General features: G+C 72.9%; 19 protein-coding genes and 1 pseudogene. 15 read left to right on the top strand and 5 right to left on the bottom strand.

What is annotated here, in order from left to right; genetic code table 11:
• Window positions 1–15 precede the first annotated feature (15 nt).
• The 8 genes from E8D34_RS07670 to E8D34_RS07710 all read left to right on the top strand — a co-directional run bounded on the left by E8D34_RS07670 (window position 16) and on the right by E8D34_RS07710 (window position 8,093).
• Window positions 16–1,251, top strand: coding sequence for a hypothetical protein (locus E8D34_RS07670; RefSeq protein ID WP_206056594.1), 1,236 nt, complete (start codon window positions 16–18; stop codon window positions 1,249–1,251).
• 93 nt (window positions 1,252–1,344) lie between these two features.
• On the top strand, window positions 1,345–2,058 hold the full coding sequence (gene pyrH / locus E8D34_RS07675) for a UMP kinase (RefSeq protein ID WP_136594017.1): 714 nt from the start codon (window positions 1,345–1,347) through the stop codon (window positions 2,056–2,058).
• Between the two features lie 34 nt (window positions 2,059–2,092).
• The gene (gene frr / locus E8D34_RS07680; RefSeq protein ID WP_206056606.1) at window positions 2,093–2,647 is read left to right on the top strand and encodes a ribosome recycling factor; all 555 of its coding nucleotides are present in this window, start codon (window positions 2,093–2,095) and stop codon (window positions 2,645–2,647) included.
• A 38-nt stretch (window positions 2,648–2,685) separates the two neighbouring features.
• A complete protein-coding gene (locus E8D34_RS07685) occupies window positions 2,686–3,555 on the top strand; it encodes a phosphatidate cytidylyltransferase (protein WP_346763606.1) in 870 nt (289 codons plus the stop codon).
• The gene (locus E8D34_RS07690; protein ID WP_240771203.1) at window positions 3,552–3,983 is read left to right on the top strand and encodes a hypothetical protein; all 432 of its coding nucleotides are present in this window, start codon (window positions 3,552–3,554) and stop codon (window positions 3,981–3,983) included. The genes E8D34_RS07685 and E8D34_RS07690 overlap by 4 nt, the downstream gene beginning before the upstream one ends.
• Before the next feature lie 65 nt (window positions 3,984–4,048).
• Window positions 4,049–5,206: a 23S rRNA (adenine(2503)-C(2))-methyltransferase RlmN gene (gene rlmN / locus E8D34_RS07695; protein ID WP_136594020.1), complete on the top strand. Its 1,158-nt coding sequence runs from the start codon at window positions 4,049–4,051 to the stop codon at window positions 5,204–5,206.
• A gap of 123 nt (window positions 5,207–5,329) precedes the next feature.
• Window positions 5,330–6,496, top strand: coding sequence for a glycosyltransferase family 1 protein (locus E8D34_RS07700; protein ID WP_136594021.1), 1,167 nt, complete (start codon window positions 5,330–5,332; stop codon window positions 6,494–6,496).
• An 85-nt stretch (window positions 6,497–6,581) separates the two neighbouring features.
• Window positions 6,582–8,093, top strand: coding sequence for a M1 family metallopeptidase (locus E8D34_RS07710; RefSeq protein WP_136594022.1), 1,512 nt, complete (start codon window positions 6,582–6,584; stop codon window positions 8,091–8,093).
• A gap of 114 nt (window positions 8,094–8,207) precedes the next feature.
• On the opposite strand, the gene E8D34_RS07715 is transcribed toward E8D34_RS07710, so the two are convergent.
• Complete coding sequence (locus E8D34_RS07715) at window positions 8,208–9,155, bottom strand: RIO1 family regulatory kinase/ATPase (protein ID WP_240771205.1); 948 nt, start codon at window positions 9,153–9,155, stop codon at window positions 8,208–8,210.
• A 247-nt stretch (window positions 9,156–9,402) separates the two neighbouring features.
• On the opposite strand from E8D34_RS07715, the gene E8D34_RS20715 reads away from it, so the two are divergent.
• From E8D34_RS20715 to E8D34_RS07730, 4 genes are all read left to right on the top strand, one after another.
• Window positions 9,403–9,573, top strand: coding sequence for a hypothetical protein (locus E8D34_RS20715; RefSeq protein ID WP_168929366.1), 171 nt, complete (start codon window positions 9,403–9,405; stop codon window positions 9,571–9,573).
• 19 nt (window positions 9,574–9,592) lie between these two features.
• On the top strand, window positions 9,593–10,117 hold the full coding sequence (locus tag E8D34_RS07720; protein WP_136594023.1) for a PH domain-containing protein: 525 nt from the start codon (window positions 9,593–9,595) through the stop codon (window positions 10,115–10,117).
• A 77-nt stretch (window positions 10,118–10,194) separates the two neighbouring features.
• Entirely contained in the window at window positions 10,195–11,136 is a 942-nt protein-coding gene (locus E8D34_RS07725; RefSeq protein ID WP_136594024.1) for a tetratricopeptide repeat protein, read from the top strand.
• Window positions 11,137–11,141: 5 nt separating this feature from the next.
• A complete protein-coding gene (locus tag E8D34_RS07730; protein ID WP_136594025.1) occupies window positions 11,142–11,894 on the top strand; it encodes an EI24 domain-containing protein in 753 nt (250 codons plus the stop codon).
• 35 nt (window positions 11,895–11,929) lie between these two features.
• Here the strand turns inward: E8D34_RS07730 and E8D34_RS07735 are convergent, their stop codons facing one another.
• Window positions 11,930–12,829, bottom strand: coding sequence for a LysR family transcriptional regulator (locus E8D34_RS07735; protein WP_136594026.1), 900 nt, complete (start codon window positions 12,827–12,829; stop codon window positions 11,930–11,932).
• 72 nt (window positions 12,830–12,901) lie between these two features.
• On the opposite strand from E8D34_RS07735, the pseudogene E8D34_RS07740 reads away from it, so the two are divergent.
• A pseudogene (locus E8D34_RS07740) lies at window positions 12,902–13,729 on the top strand (EamA family transporter); the annotation flags it as partial.
• 51 nt (window positions 13,730–13,780) lie between these two features.
• Here E8D34_RS07740 and E8D34_RS21305 read toward each other — a convergent pair.
• Both E8D34_RS21305 and glgB read right to left on the bottom strand, forming a co-directional pair.
• On the bottom strand, window positions 13,781–14,563 hold the full coding sequence (locus E8D34_RS21305; protein WP_240771207.1) for an NUDIX hydrolase: 783 nt from the start codon (window positions 14,561–14,563) through the stop codon (window positions 13,781–13,783).
• 10 nt (window positions 14,564–14,573) lie between these two features.
• A complete protein-coding gene (glgB, locus tag E8D34_RS07750) occupies window positions 14,574–16,514 on the bottom strand; it encodes a 1,4-alpha-glucan branching protein GlgB (protein ID WP_240771209.1) in 1,941 nt (646 codons plus the stop codon).
• A 160-nt stretch (window positions 16,515–16,674) separates the two neighbouring features.
• Here glgB and E8D34_RS07755 point away from each other — a divergent pair, with 160 nt between their 5' ends.
• The gene (locus tag E8D34_RS07755; protein ID WP_240771211.1) at window positions 16,675–18,009 is read left to right on the top strand and encodes a cytochrome P450; all 1,335 of its coding nucleotides are present in this window, start codon (window positions 16,675–16,677) and stop codon (window positions 18,007–18,009) included.
• A gap of 88 nt (window positions 18,010–18,097) precedes the next feature.
• Here E8D34_RS07755 and E8D34_RS07760 read toward each other — a convergent pair whose 3' ends face one another.
• Window positions 18,098–18,700 carry a hypothetical protein gene (locus E8D34_RS07760; protein WP_136594029.1) on the bottom strand — a complete coding sequence of 201 codons (603 nt, stop codon included), beginning with the start codon at window positions 18,698–18,700 and terminating at the stop codon, window positions 18,098–18,100.
• Between the two features lie 613 nt (window positions 18,701–19,313).
• On the opposite strand from E8D34_RS07760, the gene E8D34_RS07765 reads away from it, so the two are divergent.
• Window positions 19,314–20,293 (top strand): hypothetical protein (locus tag E8D34_RS07765; protein WP_206056595.1); only part of this gene is annotated, 980 nt, incomplete at its 3' end.

The following is a 20,293-nucleotide window of genomic DNA, read 5'->3' on the forward strand; positions in this document are numbered from 1 at the left end:
CCGGAGAGGGTGCCGATGACCAGCACGCCACCGCCGGTGCCGACCGGCGAGCCCGGCCCGCCGCCGCTGCCCGGCGCCGACCCCGCGGTACCGCTCGAGGTGACCGAGACCCTGGCCGCCAACGAGACGGTCCCGCACGGCGAGGTCGGCCGCAGCGAGGACGCCGCGCCGCTCTCGGCGGTCTGCCCGACCTGCGGGTCGCAGACGTTCTACGCCCCCGGCACCATGCTGCTGCGCTGCGAGAGCTGCGGCTCCGAGCGCGAGATCGCGCCGACCACGGACACGATCGACGAGCTCGACTTCGAGGAGTGGCTGGCCAGCAACCAGCACACGACCGTCGCCGGCGTGGCCGGCCACGAGCTGTCCTGCAGCCAGTGCGGCGCCTCCTGCATCACCACCGACCTCGCCTCGGCCTGCCAGTTCTGCGGTGGGGCGCTGGTCGCACACGACGTACCGGCCGGCCTGGTCGTCCCGGAGGCGGTGATCCCGTTCGGGGTCGACGGCAAGGAGGCGCGCGAGGCGTTCCGGACGTGGGTCAGCTCGCGCTGGTTCGCCCCGAACAGGCTCAAGAAGGTCGGCGACACCGAGGCGCTGCGCGGCACCTACCTGCCGCACTGGACCTTCGACGCGCAGACCGACAGCGACTACACCGGCCAGCGCGGCGACTACTACTACACGACCGAGACCCGCACCGTCTCCGACGGCAAGGGCGGCACGCGCACGGAGACCTACCAGCAGCGGCACACGGCGTGGCGGCCCGCGGCCGGTCGGGTCGCGCGGTTCTTCGACGACGTGGTGGTGCCGGGCAGCCATGCGCTCGACCCCGCCATGGTCGACAAGGCGGGGCCCTGGGAGCTGAGCCGGGCGGTGCCCTACCAGCCCGAGTTCCTCACCGGATACTCCGCGGTGCGCTACGACGTCGATCCCGCGGCCGGCTCGGAGCAGGCCCGCCAGAAGATGGTCGAGGTGATCAAGGACGACGTACGCCGTGACATCGGCGGCGACGAGCAGCGGATCAGCACGCTGGGCGTGATCTACACCCAGGCCACCTTCAAGCTGATGCTGATGCCGCTGTGGATCGCCACGTACCTCTACGCCGGCAAGACCTGGCAGGTGATGGTCAACGCCAACACCGGCGAGGTGGTGGGCAGACGCCCCTACAGCTGGGTCAAGATCACGGCGGCAGTGGTCGCCGCGGTGCTGCTGCTCCTGGTGATCCTGGTCATCTGGAGCTCCAGCAGCAGCGGGTGAGCCCCGGCGGCCGCGGGAGCGCGGTTGCCGCCGCACGCCGGGACGGCGGTAGTCTCGGCCATTGCTGGACGTTGGTCGACAGGAAGGTTCTCGGTGCCCGGTTACAAGCGTGTTCTCCTCAAGCTCTCCGGTGAGGTGTTCGGCGGTGGCAAGCTCGGGGTCGACCCCGACGTGGTCGGTTCGATCGCGAAGGAGATCGCGGCCGTCGTCGAGTCCGGCGCACAGGTCGCCGTGGTGACCGGTGGCGGCAACTTCTTCCGCGGCGCGGAGCTCCAGCAGCGCGGCATGGACCGGGTCCGCGCCGACTACATGGGGATGCTCGGCATCGTCATGAACTGCCTGGCGCTGCAGGACTTCCTGGAGAAGCTGGGCGTGGACACCCGGGTGCAGACCGCCATCACCATGGGCCAGGTCGCCGAGCCGTACATCCCGCGCCGCGCGATCCGGCACATGGAGAAGGGGCGCGTGGTCATCTTCGGCGCCGGTATGGGCATGCCTTACTTCTCCACCGACACCGTGGCCGTGCAGCGGGCGCTGGAGAGCAAGTGCGACGTGGTCCTGGTCGCGAAGAGCGGCGTCGACGGCGTCTACAGCGCCGACCCCAACATCGACCCGACGGCGACCAAGTACGACGAGCTGACCTACGACGAGGCCATCTCGCAGGGCCTGCGGATCATGGACCAGACGGCCTTCGCGCTGTGCGGCGAGAACAAGCTCCCGATGGTCGTCTTCGGGATGGAACCGGAGGGCAACATCCTCCGGGTCGTCCAGGGTGAGAAGATCGGCACGCTGGTCAGCGCAGGCTGACGCGGCCGAGCGACGAGACGAAGGAGCACCGGTGATCAACGACATCCTCAACGAGGCCGACGGCAAGATGTCCAAGTCGGTCGAGGCGACGCGCGAGGAGTTCGCCGCGATCCGCGCCGGCCGCGCCCACCCGAGCATGTTCAGCAAGATCCTGGTCGACTACTACGGCAGCCCGACCCCGATCCAGCAGCTCGCCTCGTTCACCGCGCCCGAGGCCCGGATCATCCTGGTGCAGCCCTTCGACGTGGGTGCCATCAACAACGTCGAGAAGGCGATCCGCGACTCCGACCTCGGCGTCAACCCGTCCAGTGACGGCAAGGTCCTGCGCTGCGTGTTCCCCGAGCTGACCGAGGAGCGCCGCAAGGAGTTCATCAAGCTGGCCAAGGAGAAGGCGGAGGGCGGCAAGGTCGCCGTGCGCCAGGTCCGGCAGAAGGCCAAGCAGAACCTCGAGAAGCTCGAGAAGGACGGCGAGGTCGGCAAGGACGACGTCACCGGCGCCGAGAAGCGCCTGGACGCCATGACCAAGAAGCACGGCGATTCGATCGACGAGCTGCTGAAGGCCAAGGAAGCCGAGCTGCTCGAGGTCTGAGGACCGGCAGCTTCCCCACCTCCACCATGAGCGGACCCTTGACGACCGATCCTGCCCCGCCGACGAAGGACCACGGCCGCGCCGGCCGGGACCTCAAGGCTGCGATCGCCTCGGCCGTCGTGCTGCTGGCCGCGATCGCCGGATCGCTGCTGTTCTGGAAGCCGGCGTTCATGGTCCTGGTCGTGGCGGCCGTGGTGGTCGCCGTGTGGGAGCTGCGCCGCGGGATGCTGGCCCAGGGCATCGACCTGCCCGAGCAGCCGCTGATGGTCGGCGGCGTGACGATGGTGGTCGTCGCCTACCTGTTCGGTGCCGAGGCGCTGGTCACCGCGACCGCGGTCAGCGCGCTGGTGATCATGCTGTGGCTGCTGCGCCGCGGGGTCGACGGCTACGTCAAGAACGCCACCGCGTCGGTCTTCATCCTGATCTACGTGCCCTTCCTGGGCTCGTTCGTGGCCCTGTTGCTGGCCGAGGGCGGCCTGGGCGGCGGCGGCCTCGGCAACGAGGGCGTGGCCGGGATCCTGACCTTCATCCTGGTCACCATCGCCTCCGACATCGGCGGCTACGTCGCCGGCGTGCTCTTCGGCAAGCACCCGATGGCGCCGGTGATCTCGCCGAAGAAGTCCTGGGAGGGCTTCGCCGGGTCGGCGATCGCTTGCGTGGCCGCGGGCTGGGCGCTGGTGGTCTACCTCCTCGACGGGCCGTGGTGGGTCGGTGTCTGCCTGGGCCTGATCGCCGTGGTGATGGCCACGCTCGGCGACCTGTGCGAGTCGGTGATCAAGCGCGACCTCGGGATCAAGGACATGAGCCAGGTGATCCCCGGCCACGGTGGCCTGATGGACCGGCTCGACTCCCTGCTGGCCACGATCGCGCCGATCTGGCTGCTGCTGCACTACGGGGTGTTCACGTGACCGACGTGCCGACGACCGCCGCCGGCGCGGGGACGGTGGACCCCCGGCCGGAGCCGGGAGCCGTGGAGGGCCACGAGCCCGGCGTACGCGACGATGCCGACAGCGAACGGCGCCGGCGGCGGCCGGACTGGTGGCACCGCGACCACCCGGTCTTCGGCCCGCTGGCGGGCTTCTACACGGGGATGCTCTTCATCATCGTGGTCCCGGGCGCCTACGGCGCGCTGCTGAAGTCTCTGGTCGGCTCCAGCCGTGGCGAGGAGCTGTTCCCGTTCGTGGCGCTGACCCTGGTGGTGCCGCTCGGGCTGCTGGTGCCGACGAGGACGCGGCGGTTCGCCCGGTACATGCTGCTCGGGTGCGCGTCGACCGCGATCGTGGTGGTCGGCGTGGCCGCGGTGGTCCTCTGGTTCCTGATCACGCGCGACAGCTAGCGGTGCTCGCGGGCGATCCCTCGTGAGTTAGTGATCGGGCCGCGAGGGTGGGAGAATCGAAGGTGATGTCCGAGCCGTCCGCCCCGTCCGAGCAGCCCGCCGAGCAGCCTCGCGCGCTGCCCCTCGTCCTCAGTGAGCCGCGGGGCCGCAAGAAGCCACCCCGGCACCTGGCGGACCTGACGCCCGAGGAGCGCAAGGCGCTCGCGATCGAGGCCGGCGTCCCCGGCTTCCGGGCCAAGCAGCTCTCCACGCACTACTTCTCGCGACTGGTCGACGACCCGGAGCAGATGACCGACCTCCCGGCCGCGCAGCGCGAGGAGCTCGTCTCCGCGCTGCTGCCGAACCTGATGACGCCGCTGCGCACCCTCGAGGCCGACAAGGGCACGACCCGCAAGACGCTGTGGAAGCTCTTCGACGGCGCGTTGGTCGAGTCGGTGCTGATGCGGTACCCGGGCCGGGTCACGATGTGCGTCTCCAGCCAGGCCGGCTGCGGCATGGCCTGCCCGTTCTGCGCGACCGGCCAGGGCGGCCTGCAGCGGAACATGTCGACCGCTGAGATCGTCGAGCAGGTGCTCGCCGGCGCCCGGGCGCTGGACCGCGGCGAGATCGCCGGCGGCCCCGGCCGTGTCTCCAACGTGGTCTTCATGGGCATGGGCGAACCGCTGGCCAACTACAAGGCCGTCATCGGCGCCGTACGACGCCTGACCGACCCCGCGCCCGACGGGCTGGGCATGTCCGCCCGCGGCGTCACCGTCTCCACCGTCGGCCTGGTGCCGCGGATCAAGCAGCTGGCCGAGGAGGGCATCCCGGTCACGCTGGCGCTCAGCCTGCACGCTCCCGACGACGAGCTGCGCAACGAGCTGGTCCCGATCAACACCCGGTTCTCGGTCGCAGAGACGGTCGAGGCCGCCTGGCAGTACGCCGAGAAGACCAAGCGTCGGGTCTCCATCGAGTACGCGATGATGCGCGGCATCAACGACCAGGCGTGGCGCGCCGACCTCCTCGCCGAGGTGCTCAACTCCTACGGCGACTGGGGCTGGGTGCACGTGAACCTGATCCCGCTCAACCCGACCCCGGGCTCGAAGTGGACCGCCTCGGACCCCGCGGACGAGCGGGAGTTCGTCCGCCGGCTGGAGTCCCACGGCATCCCGACGACCGTCCGCGACACCCGCGGCCAGGAGATCGACGGCGCCTGCGGGCAGCTCGCCGCCGCACCGGACTAGACCACTCTCGGCCCGCACGGGCCGTCGCGACGCCGTCGTCGGTGCGCGGCGTTCACCGGGTCGTCACGCTGTCCTCGCGTCGTCGCGGCTCGACGTTCGGGCCGCGTGCCTAGCGTCCGTGCCATGACTCGACGGGTGTGGAGCCGGGGAGGGACGGTGCGGCCGGGGCTGCGGGTGCTGGTGGTCGCCGAGTCCTTCCTGCCGCAGGTCAACGGGGTGACGAACTCGGTGCGCCGGGTGCTCGAGCACCTCGCCGCCTCCGGGCACACGGCCACCCTGGTCGCCCCCACAGGACCGCCGACCTACGCCGGCTTCCCGGTGATCCGGGCGCGCGGCGCGAACCTGCCCTTCTACCCGGACTTCCGACTCGGCCTGGAGACCCGGCGTCGCCTACGGGCGCTGATGGAGCGGTGCCGCCCCGACGTGGTGCACATCGCCTCGCCGGCGACCCTGGGCTACCAGGCGGCGCGGGCGGCCGGCGAGCTCGGCATCCCGACGGTCGCGATCTACCAGACCGACCTGGTCGGCTTCGCCGAGCGGTACGACGTGCCCGGTGGTGCCCGGGCGGCGGCGGTGCTGACCCGCAGGATCCACGGCCAGGTCGACCTCACCCTGGCGCCCTCCAGTGCCAGCATCGCCCAGCTGCGCCGCCTCGGCGTCCCAGCGGTACGCCGATGGGCCCGCGGCGTGGACCTCTCGGCGTTCCACCCGGGCCACCGCGACCCCGGGCTGCGCCGGGAGCTCGGCGGCGGCCGCCCGGTGCTCGTCGGCTACGTCGGGCGGTTGGCCCCGGAGAAGGAGCTCGAGCTGCTGGCGCGGATCAGCGCCGACCCGCGCTACGCCCTGGTGGTGGTCGGCGGCGGCCCGGAGGAGGAGCGGCTGCGGTCGTTGCTCGGACCGGGCGCGCGGTTCCTGGGGCTGTTGCACGGTGAGGACCTCAGTCGCGCCTACGCCTCGCTGGACGTCTTCGTCCACACCGGACGGCACGAGACCTTCTGTCAGGCCGCGCAGGAGGCGCTCGCCTCGGGCGTGCCGGTGGTGGCGCCGGCCTCGGGCGGGCCGATCGACGTGGTGACCGACGGCGTCACCGGCCTGCTCTACCGTCCCGGGGACGGGCGGGCGCTGGCCGACGCGGTCGACCGCCTCGTCGAGGACGACGACCTGCGGGCGCGGATGGGGCACGCGGCGCTGGCGAGCGTCCAGCAGCGCTCCTGGCATGTGATCGGCGACCAGCTGCTCGACCACTACCGGTCCGTGATCACCGCGCGGCCGTCCCGGCTCGCGGGCTGACGCGCCGGTGCGGCGGCGCACCGGCGCGCCGGCGCAGTGACGGCGATGGCCGGTTCGCGGGCCGCGGCGGGGTTAGGTTGAGCCGGTGCGGAACGGGGAGTGGGGCATCGGGAGGGCGCGGCGCCTGCCGCGGGCCAGGCTGGCGGGGCTGACCGCTGTCGTCGCCGCGATCGCGGTCGCGAGCTCGGCGCTGAGCTGCTCGGCGGAGCCGGCGGGTTCGCCGGAGCAGCGGTCCGGCGCCCAGGCGCGGGCCGCGCAGGACTCGACGGCGGGTGCGGCGGGGATCGGCGATCCGTACTACCGCCTCGACGGCAACGGCGGCATCGACGTCCTGCACTACGACATCGACGACACCTACGCCTTCGCCCGCAGCGGGGTGCGCCCGCGGCTCAGCGGCAGCACCACGCTGCGGATCCGAGCCCGGCAGGACCTCGCCTCGTTCCACCTGGACCTGCTGCTGGAGGCCACCGCGGTCCGGGTCGACGGTGTGGACGCGGGGTTCGTCTCCGGCGCGCACGAGCTCGTCGTCACGCCCGCGACGGCGATCGACCGCGGTCAGCGCTTCGAGGTGGTCGTCGAGTACGACGACGACCCGTCGGCGTACTCCTGGCGCGGTGAGCGGAACTGGCTGGCCAACGCCCGCGAGGTGGTGACCATGAACCAGCCGCACATGGCCGCGTGGTGGTTCGCCGCCAACGACCACCCGCGGGACAAGGCGACGTTCGACATCGCGATCACCACCGATGACGACAAGACCGTGCTGAGCAACGGGCGGCGGATCGCGCGCGAGGACAACGGCGACGGCACCGCCACCACGCGGTGGCGGATGGCGGACCCGATGGCGACGTACCTGGCCTTCTTCGCCGCCGGCGACTTCCAGGTGCGCACCGGCACCTCGCCCGCCGGCATCCCGGTGACCAGCGCGGTCTCCCGCGGCTTCGGCGCGGCGAAGCGCCAGCGGCTGTGGACGGTGCTGCGCCGGGCCGGCAGGGTGACCGACTGGCTGCAGACCGAGCTGGGGCCCTACCCGTTCGACAGCACCGGCGGCCTGGTCACGACGCTCCCGGCGGGCTTCGCGTTGGAGAACCAGACGCGGCCGACCTACGGCGGCTGGATCGACGCCTCGACGCAGGTGCACGAGCTGGCGCACCAGTGGTTCGGCGACAGCGTCGCCGTCGACCGGTGGCGCGACATCTGGCTCAACGAGGGCTTCGCCACCTATCTCGAGGCGCGCTACCGCGAGGCCCACGGCGGCTTGAGCACCCAGCGGTGGATGCGACGCAACCACGACGCGCTCCGCGGCCTCCGGTCCTTCTGGAAGGTCGATATCGCCGACCCCGGGCCGGACCGGATCTTCGCCGAGCCGGTCTACCTGCGCGGCGGGATGACGCTGGCCGCCCTCCGGCACCGGATCGGCGCGGCCGACTTCCGCACCCTGCTGCGCCGGTGGGCGGCGAAGCACGCCGACGGCACGGTCCGCACGGGTGAGTTCATCGCGCTCGCCGAGAAGGTCTCGGGCCGCCGGCTCGGCGGCTTCTTCAGGGCGTGGCTGCGCGCCCCGAAGGCGCCGGCCCGCACCCGGGCCAACGGCTTCTAGCGCGAGTTGGGGTTTGTGGTGGGCCGAGTTGGGCTTTGTGGCAGCCCGCCCGCGGGTCCCTGGACCACAAGTCGCGAGTCGAGGCGCCACAAAGCCCAAGTCGGCGGGGTGCGGTCAGTAGGCCGCGGCGACCAGCTCCCCGAACAGCTCCTGCGGGTCGACCTCCAGGCCGCGTCGCGTGAACCAGGTGGCGACGTTGGTGCAGTCGCGCAGCAGGAAGTCGAAGCCGGCCGGGTTGCCGGCCAGGTCGACCACCTGCGGGAGGTCGATGATCACCAGGCGCTCGCCCGCGGCCAGGATGTTGTACGGCGACAGGTCGCCGTGCGCGAGACCGGCGGCCGCGAGGGTCGTCATCGCCGTGCGCAGCTGCTCCAGGTACCAGGCCAGCAGGTCGGCCTCCGGCCGCGTCTGCGCCAGCCGCGGCGCGGTGTGCCGTTCGCCGTCCTCGGTGACCGAGATCCACTCCAGGAGCAGCTCGGTGCCGTCGATCTGGACCGGGTAGGGGACCGGCAGGCCGAGGTTCCAGCACCGGACCAGGGCGCCCCACTCGGAGACGGCCCACTCGCCGGCGGCGACCTGGCGCCCGAAGGTGCTCTTGCGATCCACCGCCCGCCGGTCCCGGGAGCGCTTCATGCTGCGTCCCTCGGTGTAGGCGGCGGAGCGGTGGAAGGCCCGGTGCTTGGGTGCGCGGTACCGCTTGGCCGCCATCACCACCGAGGCCTGCGGGTCGTGCGGGTCGGCGCGCTCCAGCAGGAAGACGTCGGCCTCCTTGCCGGTCTTCAGGATGCCGAGGTCGGTGTCGATCGCGCCCTGCGAGGTGACCACCCAGTCGGGGCGGGGCTCCGGGCCGCGGCACAGCGGCTCGACGTCGAGCCACGTGGACCAGCGCTGCCCGTCGTCGAGGTCGTCGTAGGCGACGTAGTCGATGACGAACCGCGGATCGACGTCGATCGGATCGGGGCCGGCCGGATCGGGGCCGGTCGGGCCGCCGGCGTGCTGCGGGCGGGGACGGGCGCGGGGGAGGTGGGAAAGGTCAGCGTCGTGGGTGTGCCGATGTGTCACGGCGGGTGCTCCGGGTGGTCGAGGGGAGGTGGATGGCGGGCAGGCCGCGCACAGTCGTCGACATGGCACACTCCTCTCGATTCGCCGCAGAGCTGCGGCGACCCCAGGGTTCACCAGGCCCCCGGGGATCGCAAACCATTTTGCGATGCGGGCGCGCCTGCCCCCAGCCGGCGACCGGTGCTGCTAGAAACGTCGATGACGACTGCCCGCTCGGGGCGGCGCCGTCCGATCGGGAGATGGAGACCACATGGACGCCAAGAAGCTGATCGCTGTCGTGGTGATCGTCTTCGTGGGCTTCTGGATGTTCACCGACCCCAACGGCCTGGCGGAGATGACGAAGACCGGCGCGGTCGCTGCGTGGGACCTGATCCAGCAGCTCTTCACGGGCCTGATCGACTTCATCAACGCCCTGGGCTGAGACCGGGCCGGGGCCGAGCATGGGGTTCGTTTCGTGGCTCGGTGACCCGAAGGTCAACAAGCACCTGCTGCGCGACGAGGGTGAGGTCATCGTCCTCGAGGTGAACCGGCACTGGTTCGCCTACCTCCGGGCGATGGTCTGGGCGGTCGGGGCGGTGGTGCTGCTCGGGATGGGCCTCTTCGTCGGCATCGACAGCGCCTGGGTGCTGATGCTGCTGGGTGTCGCCGCGGCGCTGCGGGCCTGCCTGCTCGCGCTGCGCGAGCACCGCGACCGGTTCGTGGTCACCAACATGCGGGTGTTCCGGGTGAAGGGCGTGTTCATGCGCGACCTGGCCACCATGCCGCTGGCCCGGATCCTCGACATCTCCGTGAAGCAGCCGCTGCACGGCCGCATCCTGGGGTTCGGCCACTTCGTCTTCGAGTCCGCGGCCCAGGACCAGGGGCTGCGCGAGATCCGCTTCGTCGGGGACCCGACCGCACGGGACCGGAAGATCCAGGCGATGGTCCAGCGCGCCGGACTGCGCGGTCCGCGGATGCCGAACTGAGCCGTCCGCGCACCCGAGTCGCGACGTCCCGTGGTCCCCGGGACGAGGCGCCCGGGCCACTGCCTAGGATGGCGGCCATGACGCAGCAGCCGTTCTCCCGCCCGGGTGCGATCGACCTCTCCTCCCTGAAGCGTCCGGCCGCGCCGCCGGCGCCGGCCGGTGGGCCGTCGGCCGCAGGCGGCCCCGCCTCGGCGTACGCGGTCGCGGTGGACGTGCAGAACTTCCAGCCGGTGATCGAGTCCTCGATGACGGCCCCGGTGGTGCTCGTCTTCATCTCCCCGTCGCAGGCGCCGGCCAGCGTCGGCTTCGCCGACGACGTGGCCCAGGTCGCGGGGGAGTACGACGGCCGGTTCCTCGCCGCGATCGTCGACGTCGACGCCTCACCCCAGATCGCGCAGGCGATGCAGCTGCCCCCGATCGCTGAGCCCCTGATGCTGGTCGTCCTGGACGGCCGTCCGGTGACCCAGCCGATCCCGGGCGCGGCCCCGATCGACGACATCCGGGCGATGTTCAACCAGCTCGCCCAGCAGCTGACCGCGCAGGGCTTCGCGGGGCGGCACCAGCCCCTGCCCCAGGGCGGCGGTGACGACGCCGAGGAGCCGGCGGCCGATCCCCGCTACGCGCCCGCGCAGGAGGCGCTGGCGGCGGGTGACATCGACGGCGCGGTCGCGGAGTACCAGAAGCTGGTCGACGGCAACCCGGCCGACGCGGAGGCCGCTGCGGGCCTGGCGATGGCCCAGCTGCTGCAGCGCACCCAGGGCGTGGACCTGAACGCCGCCCGGGCCGCCGCTGCCGCCGCGCCCGACGACGTCGACGCCCAGATCATGGTCGCCGACCTGGACCTGCTCGGTGGCCACGTGGAGGACTCCTTCGCCCGCCTCGTCGAGCTCGTGCGCCGCACCGCGGACAAGGACCGGGACCGGGCCCGCGAGCACCTGGTCCGGCTCTTCGCGGCCGTCGGCACCGACGACCCCCGCGTGCTCAAGGGGCGCCAGGCGCTCGCCTCGGCGCTCTTCTGAGACCGGTGGGCCCGGCGGGCGCGTCGCGGCTGCAGGGGGTGGCGCACGGCGCCGCCTTCCTCGGCCGCGGCCTCGCGCTGTGGCGCCGGCGTCCCGGGCTGATGCTGCTCGGCATGGTCCCGGCGCTGATCGTCGCCTGCGCGATGGCGCTGCTGCTCGTCGCTCTCGTCGTGTGGCTCGACGACCTGGTCGGCTGGGCGACGCCGTTCGCCGACGGCTGGGACCCGGCGGCCCGGACGGTCTTCCGGGCCGCGCTCTACATCGGTGGCCTGTTCGGGGCCGGGTTCCTCGGGGTGGTCACCTTCACCGGCCTGACCCTGGCGGTCGGGGACCCCTTCTACGAGCGGATCTGGTCCGAGGTGGAGGCGATGCTCGGCGGTCCGGCGCCGTCCGAGGGGCTCGGCTGGTGGCGGGGAGCCCGCGACGGGCTGGCCCTGGCCGGGCTCGGCTTCGTGCTGACGATCGGGGTGTTCGTGGTGGGGCTGCTGCCGCTGGTCGGCACGGTCGCCGGCGTGGTGGTCGGCATCGCCGTCGCGGGCTGGCTGCTGGCCCGGGAGCTGGTCTCGCGGCCGCTGGAGGCGCGCGGGATGGGCCGCGCCGAGCAGGCCGCGCTGCTGGAAGGTCACGGCGGGAGCATGCTGGGCTTCGGCGTCGCCGTCCAGGCGTGCTTCCTGGTGCCGTTCGGCGGGATCCTGGTGATGCCGGCCGCGGTGGCGGGCGCGACCATGCTGGCCCGCGAGGTCCTCGACGCCGCCTGAGCCCGCGAGCCGGCGGGACTCCGTGCCGGCGCGCGTCAATCGGTGGCGAGCCGCGCGAACGCCGCCAGCACGGCGGCGACGGCGGGGGAGTCGGCCATCGTCCGCCGGTGCAGCGCGTCCACCAGCCGGGTGGGCACCGGGTCGGTGACCTCGACCGCGACCAGGTCCGGGTCGAGCGGCCCGCGGCCGAGACGCGGGACCAGCGCCACGCCGAGTCCGGCGGCGGCCAGGGCGAGGTGGGACTCGAACTCGCCCGAGACGTGCGCGACGCGCGGCGGGCGGCCGGTGCCGTCGTACATCCGGTGCAGCCACTGGCGGCAGATGGTGCCCTCGGGCGTGGCGATCCACGGCACGTCGACCAGGTCGTGCGGCGTCACCGTGGCGGCGCGGGCGAGCGGGTGCTCGCGGTGCACGACCAGGTCGGCCAGGTCGCGCGCGACCGGCGTGCTGACCAGGTGCTCCGGCACCGCCAGCGGTACGCCGCCCCACCGGTGCACGATCCCGAGCTCGGCCTGTCCGGAGGCGACGAGGTCGACGGTGTCCCAGGGCTCGCGCTCGTCGAGCACCAGCTCGAGGTCGGGGTGCGCCGCCGCGAGGTCGCGGACCACCGGCGCGACCAGGCCGCGGATCGCCGTGGAGAACGCCGCGAGCCGGAACCGACCCGCCACGGCGCCGGTGCGCCGCTGCAGCCCGGACTCGATCTCCTCCAGGTCCGCGAGCAGCCGTGCCCCGGCGTCGACCAAGTGCTGGCCGTGGCTGGTCAGCATCACCCCGCGGCCCACCCGCTCCAGCAGTGGCACGCCGGTCTGCCGCTCCAGGCGCTTGACCTGCTGGGAGACCGCGCTCGGGGTGAACCCGGTGGCGCGGGCCGCGGCGACCACGGAGCCCTCGGCGGCGACGGCGCGCAGCGCGGCCAGGGCATCCAGGTCGATCATGCAGCAACGCTACATGAAGAGGTGCATATCAATTCGCTGGTGCTTCACGATGGCGCGGGGGAGGGTGGCTCCGTGAACCGACGCGACACCCTCCTGGCCGCCCTCGTGGCGACGATCTGGGGCTTCAACTTCGTGGTGATCGACTGGGGGATGGGCGAGGTGCCGCCGCTGCTCTTCCTGGCGATCCGGTTCCTCGCGGTGCTGGTGCCCGCGATCTTCCTGATCCCGCGGCCGCGGGTGCCGTGGCGGACCATCCTCGCCGTCGGCGCCTTCATGTCGCTGGGCCAGTTCGGCTTCCTCTACGTCTCGATGCACGCCGGCATGCCGGCCGGCCTCGCCGGGCTGGTGCTGCAGACCCAGGTGGTGCTGACCATCGTCATCGCCGCCCTGGTGCTGGGCGAACGGCCGACCCGGCGCCAGTCGCTCGGTGTGCTGCTCGGCGCCGTCGGGCTCGGCGTCGTCGCCGTGGGGCGCGGCGGCCACGTGCCGCTGCTGGCCCTGGGGCTCTGCCTGATCGCCGCCCTGATGTGGGCGATCGGGAACGTGGTCTCCCGGGCCTCGGGGGCCACCGGCGGGTTGGCGCTGACCGTGTGGTCCGCGCTGGTGGTGCCGGTGCCACTGGCGCTGCTCTCGGTCCTCCTCGACGGACCGGGCGTCCTCGCCGAGGCGGCCGCGGCGTTCGACGGTCATGCCGCCGTCTCCACGCTCTACACGGCGGTGCTCGCCTCGCTCGTCGGCTACGGCATCTTCAACGGGCTGCTGGCCCGGCACCCCTCGGCGGCGGTGGTGCCGTGGGTGCTGCTGGTGCCGCCGGTGTCGATGGGGTCGGCCTGGCTGCTGCTCGGTGAGCGGCCCTCGGTCGGCGAGCTGGTCGGCGGCGCGGTGCTGGTGCTCGGCGTGCTGGTCGCCCTGCGTCCCGGCGCCGCAGGGAGGAGCCGCGCCGAGCGGGCGTCAGCGCCCCGACTCGGTGTAGGTCGCGCCGCCGTCGAGGGCGGCCAACGCGGCCCGGATCCGGCGGGCGGTGAAGTCGGCGGCCCGCTCCTCGATCTCCTCGAGGGTGCAGAACGCCGCTGACCGGATCTCCCGCTCCTGGGGGACCACGGCGTCGATCAGCGAGGCCGGGTGCCGGCCGCCGTCGAAGACCAGGCCGACGGCGTCGTCCCAGCCGCCCCACGGCGGCAGCCAGTCGGTCAGCAGCAGCCGGCCGGGCTCGAGGGTGAGCCCGAGCTCCTCGGTCACCTCGCGGCCGACCGCGAGGCGCGGCGACTCGTTGACCTCGACGACCCCGCCCGGCAGGTCCCAGTCGGCCTTGTAGGTCAGGCGGCAGAGCAGCACCCGGGGCTCGCCGCCGGACTCGTCGCGGACCAGCATCTGCGCGATCGCCCGCTTGCGCGGCAGGAAGGAGTTGAGCAGCGCCCGGAAGCCGCCCGGCTCGTTGAGCGCCACGTCGTCGGCCAGCCGCGCGTAGACGACCAGGTCGCCGTCGCGGCGGCGCTCGATCCCCTCGCGGTGCAGCCCGGACCAGGTGGCGACCCGCTGCCCGACAGCGTCGTCGACGCGGACCTTCGCCTCCACGCGGTGCTGCTCGACCAGCGCCGCCGCCACCTCGCGGCGGACCACGTCGGCGGCGGCCTGCCAGCCGCGCGCGGTGAGGTCCTCGCTCCAGGTGATCCGGGCGACGTCGTGCTCGATGCGGGTCAGGCGTGTGGCGGGCTGGTCGGGCTGGTCGGGCACGCGGGCCACCCTAGGCCGGACGCAGCCAGAGCACCGCCAGGGGCGGTAGCACCACGGTCGCGTACGCCGGGCTGCCGCCGGGGGCCCGGGACTCCAGCGCCGTGCCGTCCACCGCCTCGACGCGCCCCAGGTTGCCGGTGCCGGATCCGCCGTACGACGCCGCGTCGGTGTTGAGCACCTCGTCCCACGCGCCGGCGCGGGGCAGGCCGACCCGGTAGTCCTCGTGCGGCACGGCCGCGAAGTTGGCCACGCAGACCAGCGGCTCGCCGGCGTCGTCGTACCGGACGAAGGAGAAGACGTTGCGGCCGGCATCGTTGGCGTCGATCCAGGCGAAGGCGTCGGGGTCGTTGTCGCGACGCCACAGCGCCGGGGTGTCGACGTAGACGCGGTTGAGGTCGCGGACCAGGTCCCGGTTGCCGCGGTGCTCGGGGTACTGCAGCAGCCACCAGTCCAGCTCGCGGGCCTCGGCCCACTCCGAGGACTGGGCCAGCTCGGTGCCCATGAAGACCAGCTGCTTGCCCGGGTGGGCCCACATCCAGGCGAGGTGGGCGCGCAGGTTGGCGTGCTGCTGCCACCGGTCGCCGGGCATCTTGCGCAGCAGCGACCCCTTGCCGTGCACGACCTCGTCGTGGCTGAGCGGCAGCACGTAGTTCTCGGAGTGGGCGTAGACGAGCGTGAAGGTCATCTCGCCGTGGTGGTAGGCACGGTGCACGGGCTCACGCTGCAGGTAGGTCAGCGTGTCGTGCATCCAGCCCATGTTCCACTTGAACCCGAAGCCGAGGCCGCCGGCGGAGGTGGGCGCGGTGACGCCCGGCCAGGCGGTGGACTCCTCGGCCACCGTGGCCACGCCCGGGTTGCGCTTGTAGACGGTGGCGTTGAGCTCCTGGAGCAGCTGGACGGCCTCCAGGTTCTCCCGACCGCCGTGCACGTTCGGGGTCCACTCGCCGTCGGAGCGGGCGTAGTCGAGGTAGAGCATGGAGGCGACGCCGTCGACGCGCAGCCCGTCGGCGTGGAACTCCTCGAGCCAGTAGAGCGCGTTGGCGACCAGGAAGTTGCGGACCTCGGGGCGGCCGAAGTCGAAGATGTGCGAGCCCCACTCGGGATGCCAGCCGCGGTGCGGGTCGGGGTGCTCGTAGAGCGCCGTGCCGTCGAAGCGGACCAGCGCCCACTCGTCGGTGGCGAAGTGGCCGGGCACCCAGTCCAGGATCACGCCGATCCCGGCCCGGTGCAGCGCGTCGACCAGCCGGCGGAACCCGTCGGGGTCGCCGAAGCGGGAGTCGGGGGCGTAGTACGACGTCACGTGGTAGCCCCAGGAGCCGCCGAAGGGGTGCTGCATCACCGGCATCAGCTCGACATGGGTGAACCCGAGGTCGGCCAGGTAGCCGGGCAGCTCCGCGGCCAGCTCGTCGTAGCTCCACAGCGTGCCGTCGGGGTGCCGCTTCCACGACGCCAGGTGCATCTCGTAGGCCGACATCGGCTCGAACACGGCGGTCTTCGACGCCCGGGCGGCCATCCACTCGTCGTCGGTCCAGGTGTGCTCGGAGGCGAAGACGCGGGAGGCGCGTGCCGGCGGCTGCTCGGCGTAGCCCGCCATCGGGTCGGCCTTGTAGCGCCACACGCCGTCCGCGCCGTGCACCAGGAACTGGTACGTCGCGCCGGAGGCGACGCCCGGCACGAAGGTCTCCCAGACACCCGGACCGTGCGGTCCGGTCAGCGGGTGGGCGTTGCCGTCCCAGCCGTTGAAGTCGCCGGCCACCGAGACGGCCCGGGCGTTCGGCGCCCAGACCGCGAAGCTGGTGCCGTCGACGGGGTCGCCGGTGACCGGGTCGGGCAGGGTGCGGACGCGCGCACCGAGCACCTGCCAGAGCTGCTCATGGCGGCCCTCGCTGACCAGGTGCAGGTCGATCTCACCGAGGATCGGGCCGAAGGCACTGCTCTCTGGGGACGACATCCCTGCGAGTCTAGCCAGGCCGAGAACGGAGTGGTGGCCGATCGCGGTCGCCCTGGGCGCCGCGGTCGGGCCGTGCCTGCACGTCGAGCGGGACGGTGCCGGTCTGTGGTGTGCGTCACGCGGATATCTGCGACGCGGATTCGCGCCTATTGTTGGCGGGGTGAGCATCCGGGACCGCGTCACCTCGCCCGCGCGGGCCGTCACCCGGTGGGGGCTCGGCCACGCCCTGCCCAGCACCGCGATGGCAGGCCGGGCGCGGCGCGGTGACCTGCAGGCGCGGGGGATGCAGGCCAGCCGTGAGTCCCAGGTGCTCCCGCTCGACCTGTTCGACGAGATCCGCGCCGCCGGTCCCTTCTACCGGGGTCACTTCGCCTGGACCACCGCCCGGCACGCTGTGGTCCGCGAGACCCTGACCAGCCCGGACGTGCAGGTCGGGATCGGGCTGCCGGCCGACACCGCGCTCGCCCGGCTGTTCCGCTGGGGGGTGAGCGCCGCGCCGAAGGGCCCGCTCGAGCCGCCCTCGTTGCTGGCCACCGAACCGCCCGACCACACCCGGATGCGCAAGCTGGTCACCCGGGTCTTCACGGTCCGCGCGGTGCAGCGGCTCCAGACGCGCACCGAGGAGGTCGCCGCCGGGCTGCTCGACGACATCGCGGCCGCGTCCGCGGCGGCAGGCGGTCGGCCGGTGGACCTGATCGACGGCTATGCCGCGCTCCTGCCCGTCACCGTGATCTGCGAGATCCTCGGGGTCCCGGCACACGAGCGCGACGTCGTGCGGCACTTCGGGGCGGCGGTCGCGCCCAGCCTGGACATCGGGCTCTCCCTGCCGGAGTTCCTCCGGGTGGAGCGGGGCCTGCGGGAGTTCGACCGGTGGCTGCAGGACCACGTGGAGGCGGTCCGCCGCGCGCCCGGCGACGACCTGCTCAGCGAGCTCGTCGCGGCCCGCGACGACGACGGCTCCGCGCTGTCCGACGACGAGCTGATCGCCACCGCCGGTCTGGTGCTGGCTGCTGGCTTCGAGACCACGGTCAACCTCATCGGCAGCGGCGTCGCGCTGCTCGCCGAGCACCCCGAGCAGCGCAAGGCGCTGCTGGCCGGCGACGCGTCGTGGGGCCGAGCGGTCGACGAGGTGCTGCGCTACGACCCGCCGGTGCTGCTCACTGGCCGGACGGTGGCCCGGGACACCGAGATCGCGGGCACCCCTCTGCGTCGGGGTGCGGTGGTCACCACGGTGCTGGCCGCGGCCAACCGCGACCCGGAGGTGTTCGCGGACCCGCACCGGTTCGACGTGACCCGGGAGAACGCCGGCGAGCACCTCTCGTTCTCCGGCGGCCGCCACTACTGCCTCGGCGCCGCGCTGGCCCGGATGGAGGGCGAGGTGGCGCTGCGGGCGCTGCACGAGCGGTACCCGGACCTCGCCGTCGCGCAGGGGGCCGAGCGGCGGCGGACCCGGATCCTGCGGGGGTACGAGCGCCTGCCCGTGGCGCTGGTCTAGTCGCGGTCGTGTGCCTGAGACCTACTCAGCAGTCGTCCTCAGGCACACGACCCTGGCCGTTGCCCGGCCCCGACGCACGCCTCAGGGCTCACGCCATCTCGGGCACGTGCAGGTGCGCGTAGGCCAGGTCGTACTCGTGCACCTCGGCGACCATTCCGCCGGCCTCGCTCGCGGTCCGGTCGCGCAGGTCGTCGGCCATGGCCCTGCTGGCCTCCATCGCGGTGTGGGAGTCCCACACGGTCGTCGCGCAGCCGAGCCCGTCCGCCCGGTTGACCAGCACGCTGACGCCGCAGAACCCGTCGGTCTGCTCCAGCGCCGGGAGTACGCCGACCCGGAGCGTCTCCAGCATCGAGGGCACGTCGCCCTCCATCCAGCTGACCCGGCAGCAGGCGCCGTGCTGGGTGCGGTGCATGACGGCGATCTCCCACTCGTCCATCTCCATGGTGGCGCCGAGGATGTCGCGTCCGCGGTCGCGGATCGGTCGCAGCGCGGCGTCGCTGGCGTGCATCGCCTCCTGCGAGGCCCACGAGCTGGTCGCGATGCACTGTCCGGTCTGGCGGTCGACCAGCAGTGAGATCCCGCGGCAGCCCTCGATCCGCTCGAGCGCCGGCCAGGCCTCGTTCCTGACGAAGGCGATGCCGGCATCGATGTTGCCGGGCCTGCCGTGGAATGTCGTGGAGCGTGCGTGCACGGCGCTCTCCTCTCGGGGCGGGGGCAGTGCCCGGCCGGCACCGCCGGTCCTCCCTGTCTACTCGCGTTCGGGCGGGCGCGCCAGGGTGGGCCCGCGGCTGGATCGACAGCCGACGCACCTCCGGCCTGGCGGGTGGTCGGCGTCGAAACCCTGGGCGTCAGGCCCGCGCCCGCGCCCGCGCTGCCCGTGCTCGAGCTGGCCGGGGTGGTCGCGGTCCTGGCGGAGAGCCTGGTCACCCAGGCGCTCGGGGCGGCGACGGGTCCACGGCCGACGTTCGCGCTACTGGCGGGCCGCTGCCTCGCGGGGGCCGCGGCGACCGGCCGTCGGGGACGCTCGCCCCGGGCCGTGCCGCACGTGACGGACGTGCGATCGGCCGCTCCCTCGTGGCGGTTCGGGATGCCACCTCTCTGCTCTCCGCGGAGCCGGCCGCGGAGGCGGTGGGGAAGCGTGACAGCCGCGGCGGCGTCGCCTGCCCGCAGTTCGGATCTCACCCATCTGGGGGTTGCGGCAGTAACTTCGATCGGCTTCGGGCGTTGGACGGTCCAGCAACTACCCCGGAGGCAACGCTCTCGAGGTCCGGGTCCAGTCGGTACCCGCTCAAGGAGCGTCCCTCATGCAGTACAGCCTTGCCCTCTCCGCCGTGCTGAGCACCGGCGTGACGTCGCTCGCCCTGGCGCACCCGGCCCCCTCGGCGGCCGCCGTCGAGCAGGCCTGCTCCGCCGACTCGCCCCGGCTGATCGAGACCGTCCCCGCCGTCACCCACACCGAGTCGCGCTTCGCCAAGACCGTCAGCATCCCTGCCGTGGGGTCGCCGACGCTCGAGGTCGCGAACCCGGACTACGTGCCGGCGTCCAGCACCGTCGTGCAGCACCCGGCCGTCTACGAGACCGTGGTTGTCGAGCGCGAGTTCTCCCACCGCGGCAACGCCCCGGAGTGGAAGCAGGCCGACTTCTCGCCCAACCCCGCATCGGGCTGGGTGGCGACCGGCAACGTCCGGACCGAGGAGCGCGAGGTCACTGCGGCCTGGCAGGAGACGGTCACCGTCGCCGCGCAGGGTGCGGAGACCATCGAGGTCCCGAATCCGGACTACGTGCCGGCCTCGTCGGCGACGGTGTACTACAACGGCGATCCGGCCGGGACCGCCGATCTCGCCCAGGCGGCGTGGGTGCGCAACGCCCCGGCCGGGTGGCCCCAGGTGGTGGAGACCCGCACGATCGTCGACGTGCCGGAGTCGTACGTGTGCGACTTCGAGAGGCCGGTCACCACCCTGCTCAACGGCTCGGTGCTGATCCGTCCCGGCCACGTGTTCGCGCTGTCCTCCACTGACAACCACCAGGTCGCGAAGACCGTCGGCAACGTCTACCAGGGCGGCTCGCTCCTCAGCTCGTTCCAGGCGAAGGGGGACTCGCTCGAGGTGCCGGCGCGGTTCGCGGACGGCACCTACACCCTGCGCTACAACTCCCAGGACGTGGCGGGCAACATCGCCAGCACGGGCTCCTTCACCTTCGCGGTCGACGGCACGGCGCCGAGGGTGACCGACAAGGGCACCGACGGTGCGGTGGCGCAGTCGAAGTCGTTCAAGCTGTTCGATGC

The organism is Nocardioides sp. GY 10113 (assembly GCF_004919105.1).
GTDB lineage: Bacteria > Actinomycetota > Actinomycetes > Propionibacteriales > Nocardioidaceae > Nocardioides.

Excerpts from the sequence above, each read along its gene's own strand:
- E8D34_RS07670 (WP_206056594.1), top strand. The coding sequence starts at position 16 with ATGACCAGCACGCCACCGCCGGTGCCGACCGGCGAGCCCGGCCCGCCG.
- rlmN (WP_136594020.1), top strand. The coding sequence starts at position 4,049 with ATGTCCGAGCCGTCCGCCCCGTCCGAGCAGCCCGCCGAGCAGCCTCGC.
- E8D34_RS07700 (WP_136594021.1), top strand. The coding sequence starts at position 5,330 with ATGACTCGACGGGTGTGGAGCCGGGGAGGGACGGTGCGGCCGGGGCTG.
- E8D34_RS20715 (WP_168929366.1), top strand. The coding sequence starts at position 9,403 with ATGGACGCCAAGAAGCTGATCGCTGTCGTGGTGATCGTCTTCGTGGGC.
- E8D34_RS07720 (WP_136594023.1), top strand. The coding sequence starts at position 9,593 with ATGGGGTTCGTTTCGTGGCTCGGTGACCCGAAGGTCAACAAGCACCTG.
- E8D34_RS07725 (WP_136594024.1), top strand. The coding sequence starts at position 10,195 with ATGACGCAGCAGCCGTTCTCCCGCCCGGGTGCGATCGACCTCTCCTCC.
- E8D34_RS07735 (WP_136594026.1), bottom strand. The coding sequence starts at position 12,829 with ATGATCGACCTGGATGCCCTGGCCGCGCTGCGCGCCGTCGCCGCCGAG.
- glgB (WP_240771209.1), bottom strand. The coding sequence starts at position 16,514 with ATGTCGTCCCCAGAGAGCAGTGCCTTCGGCCCGATCCTCGGTGAGATC.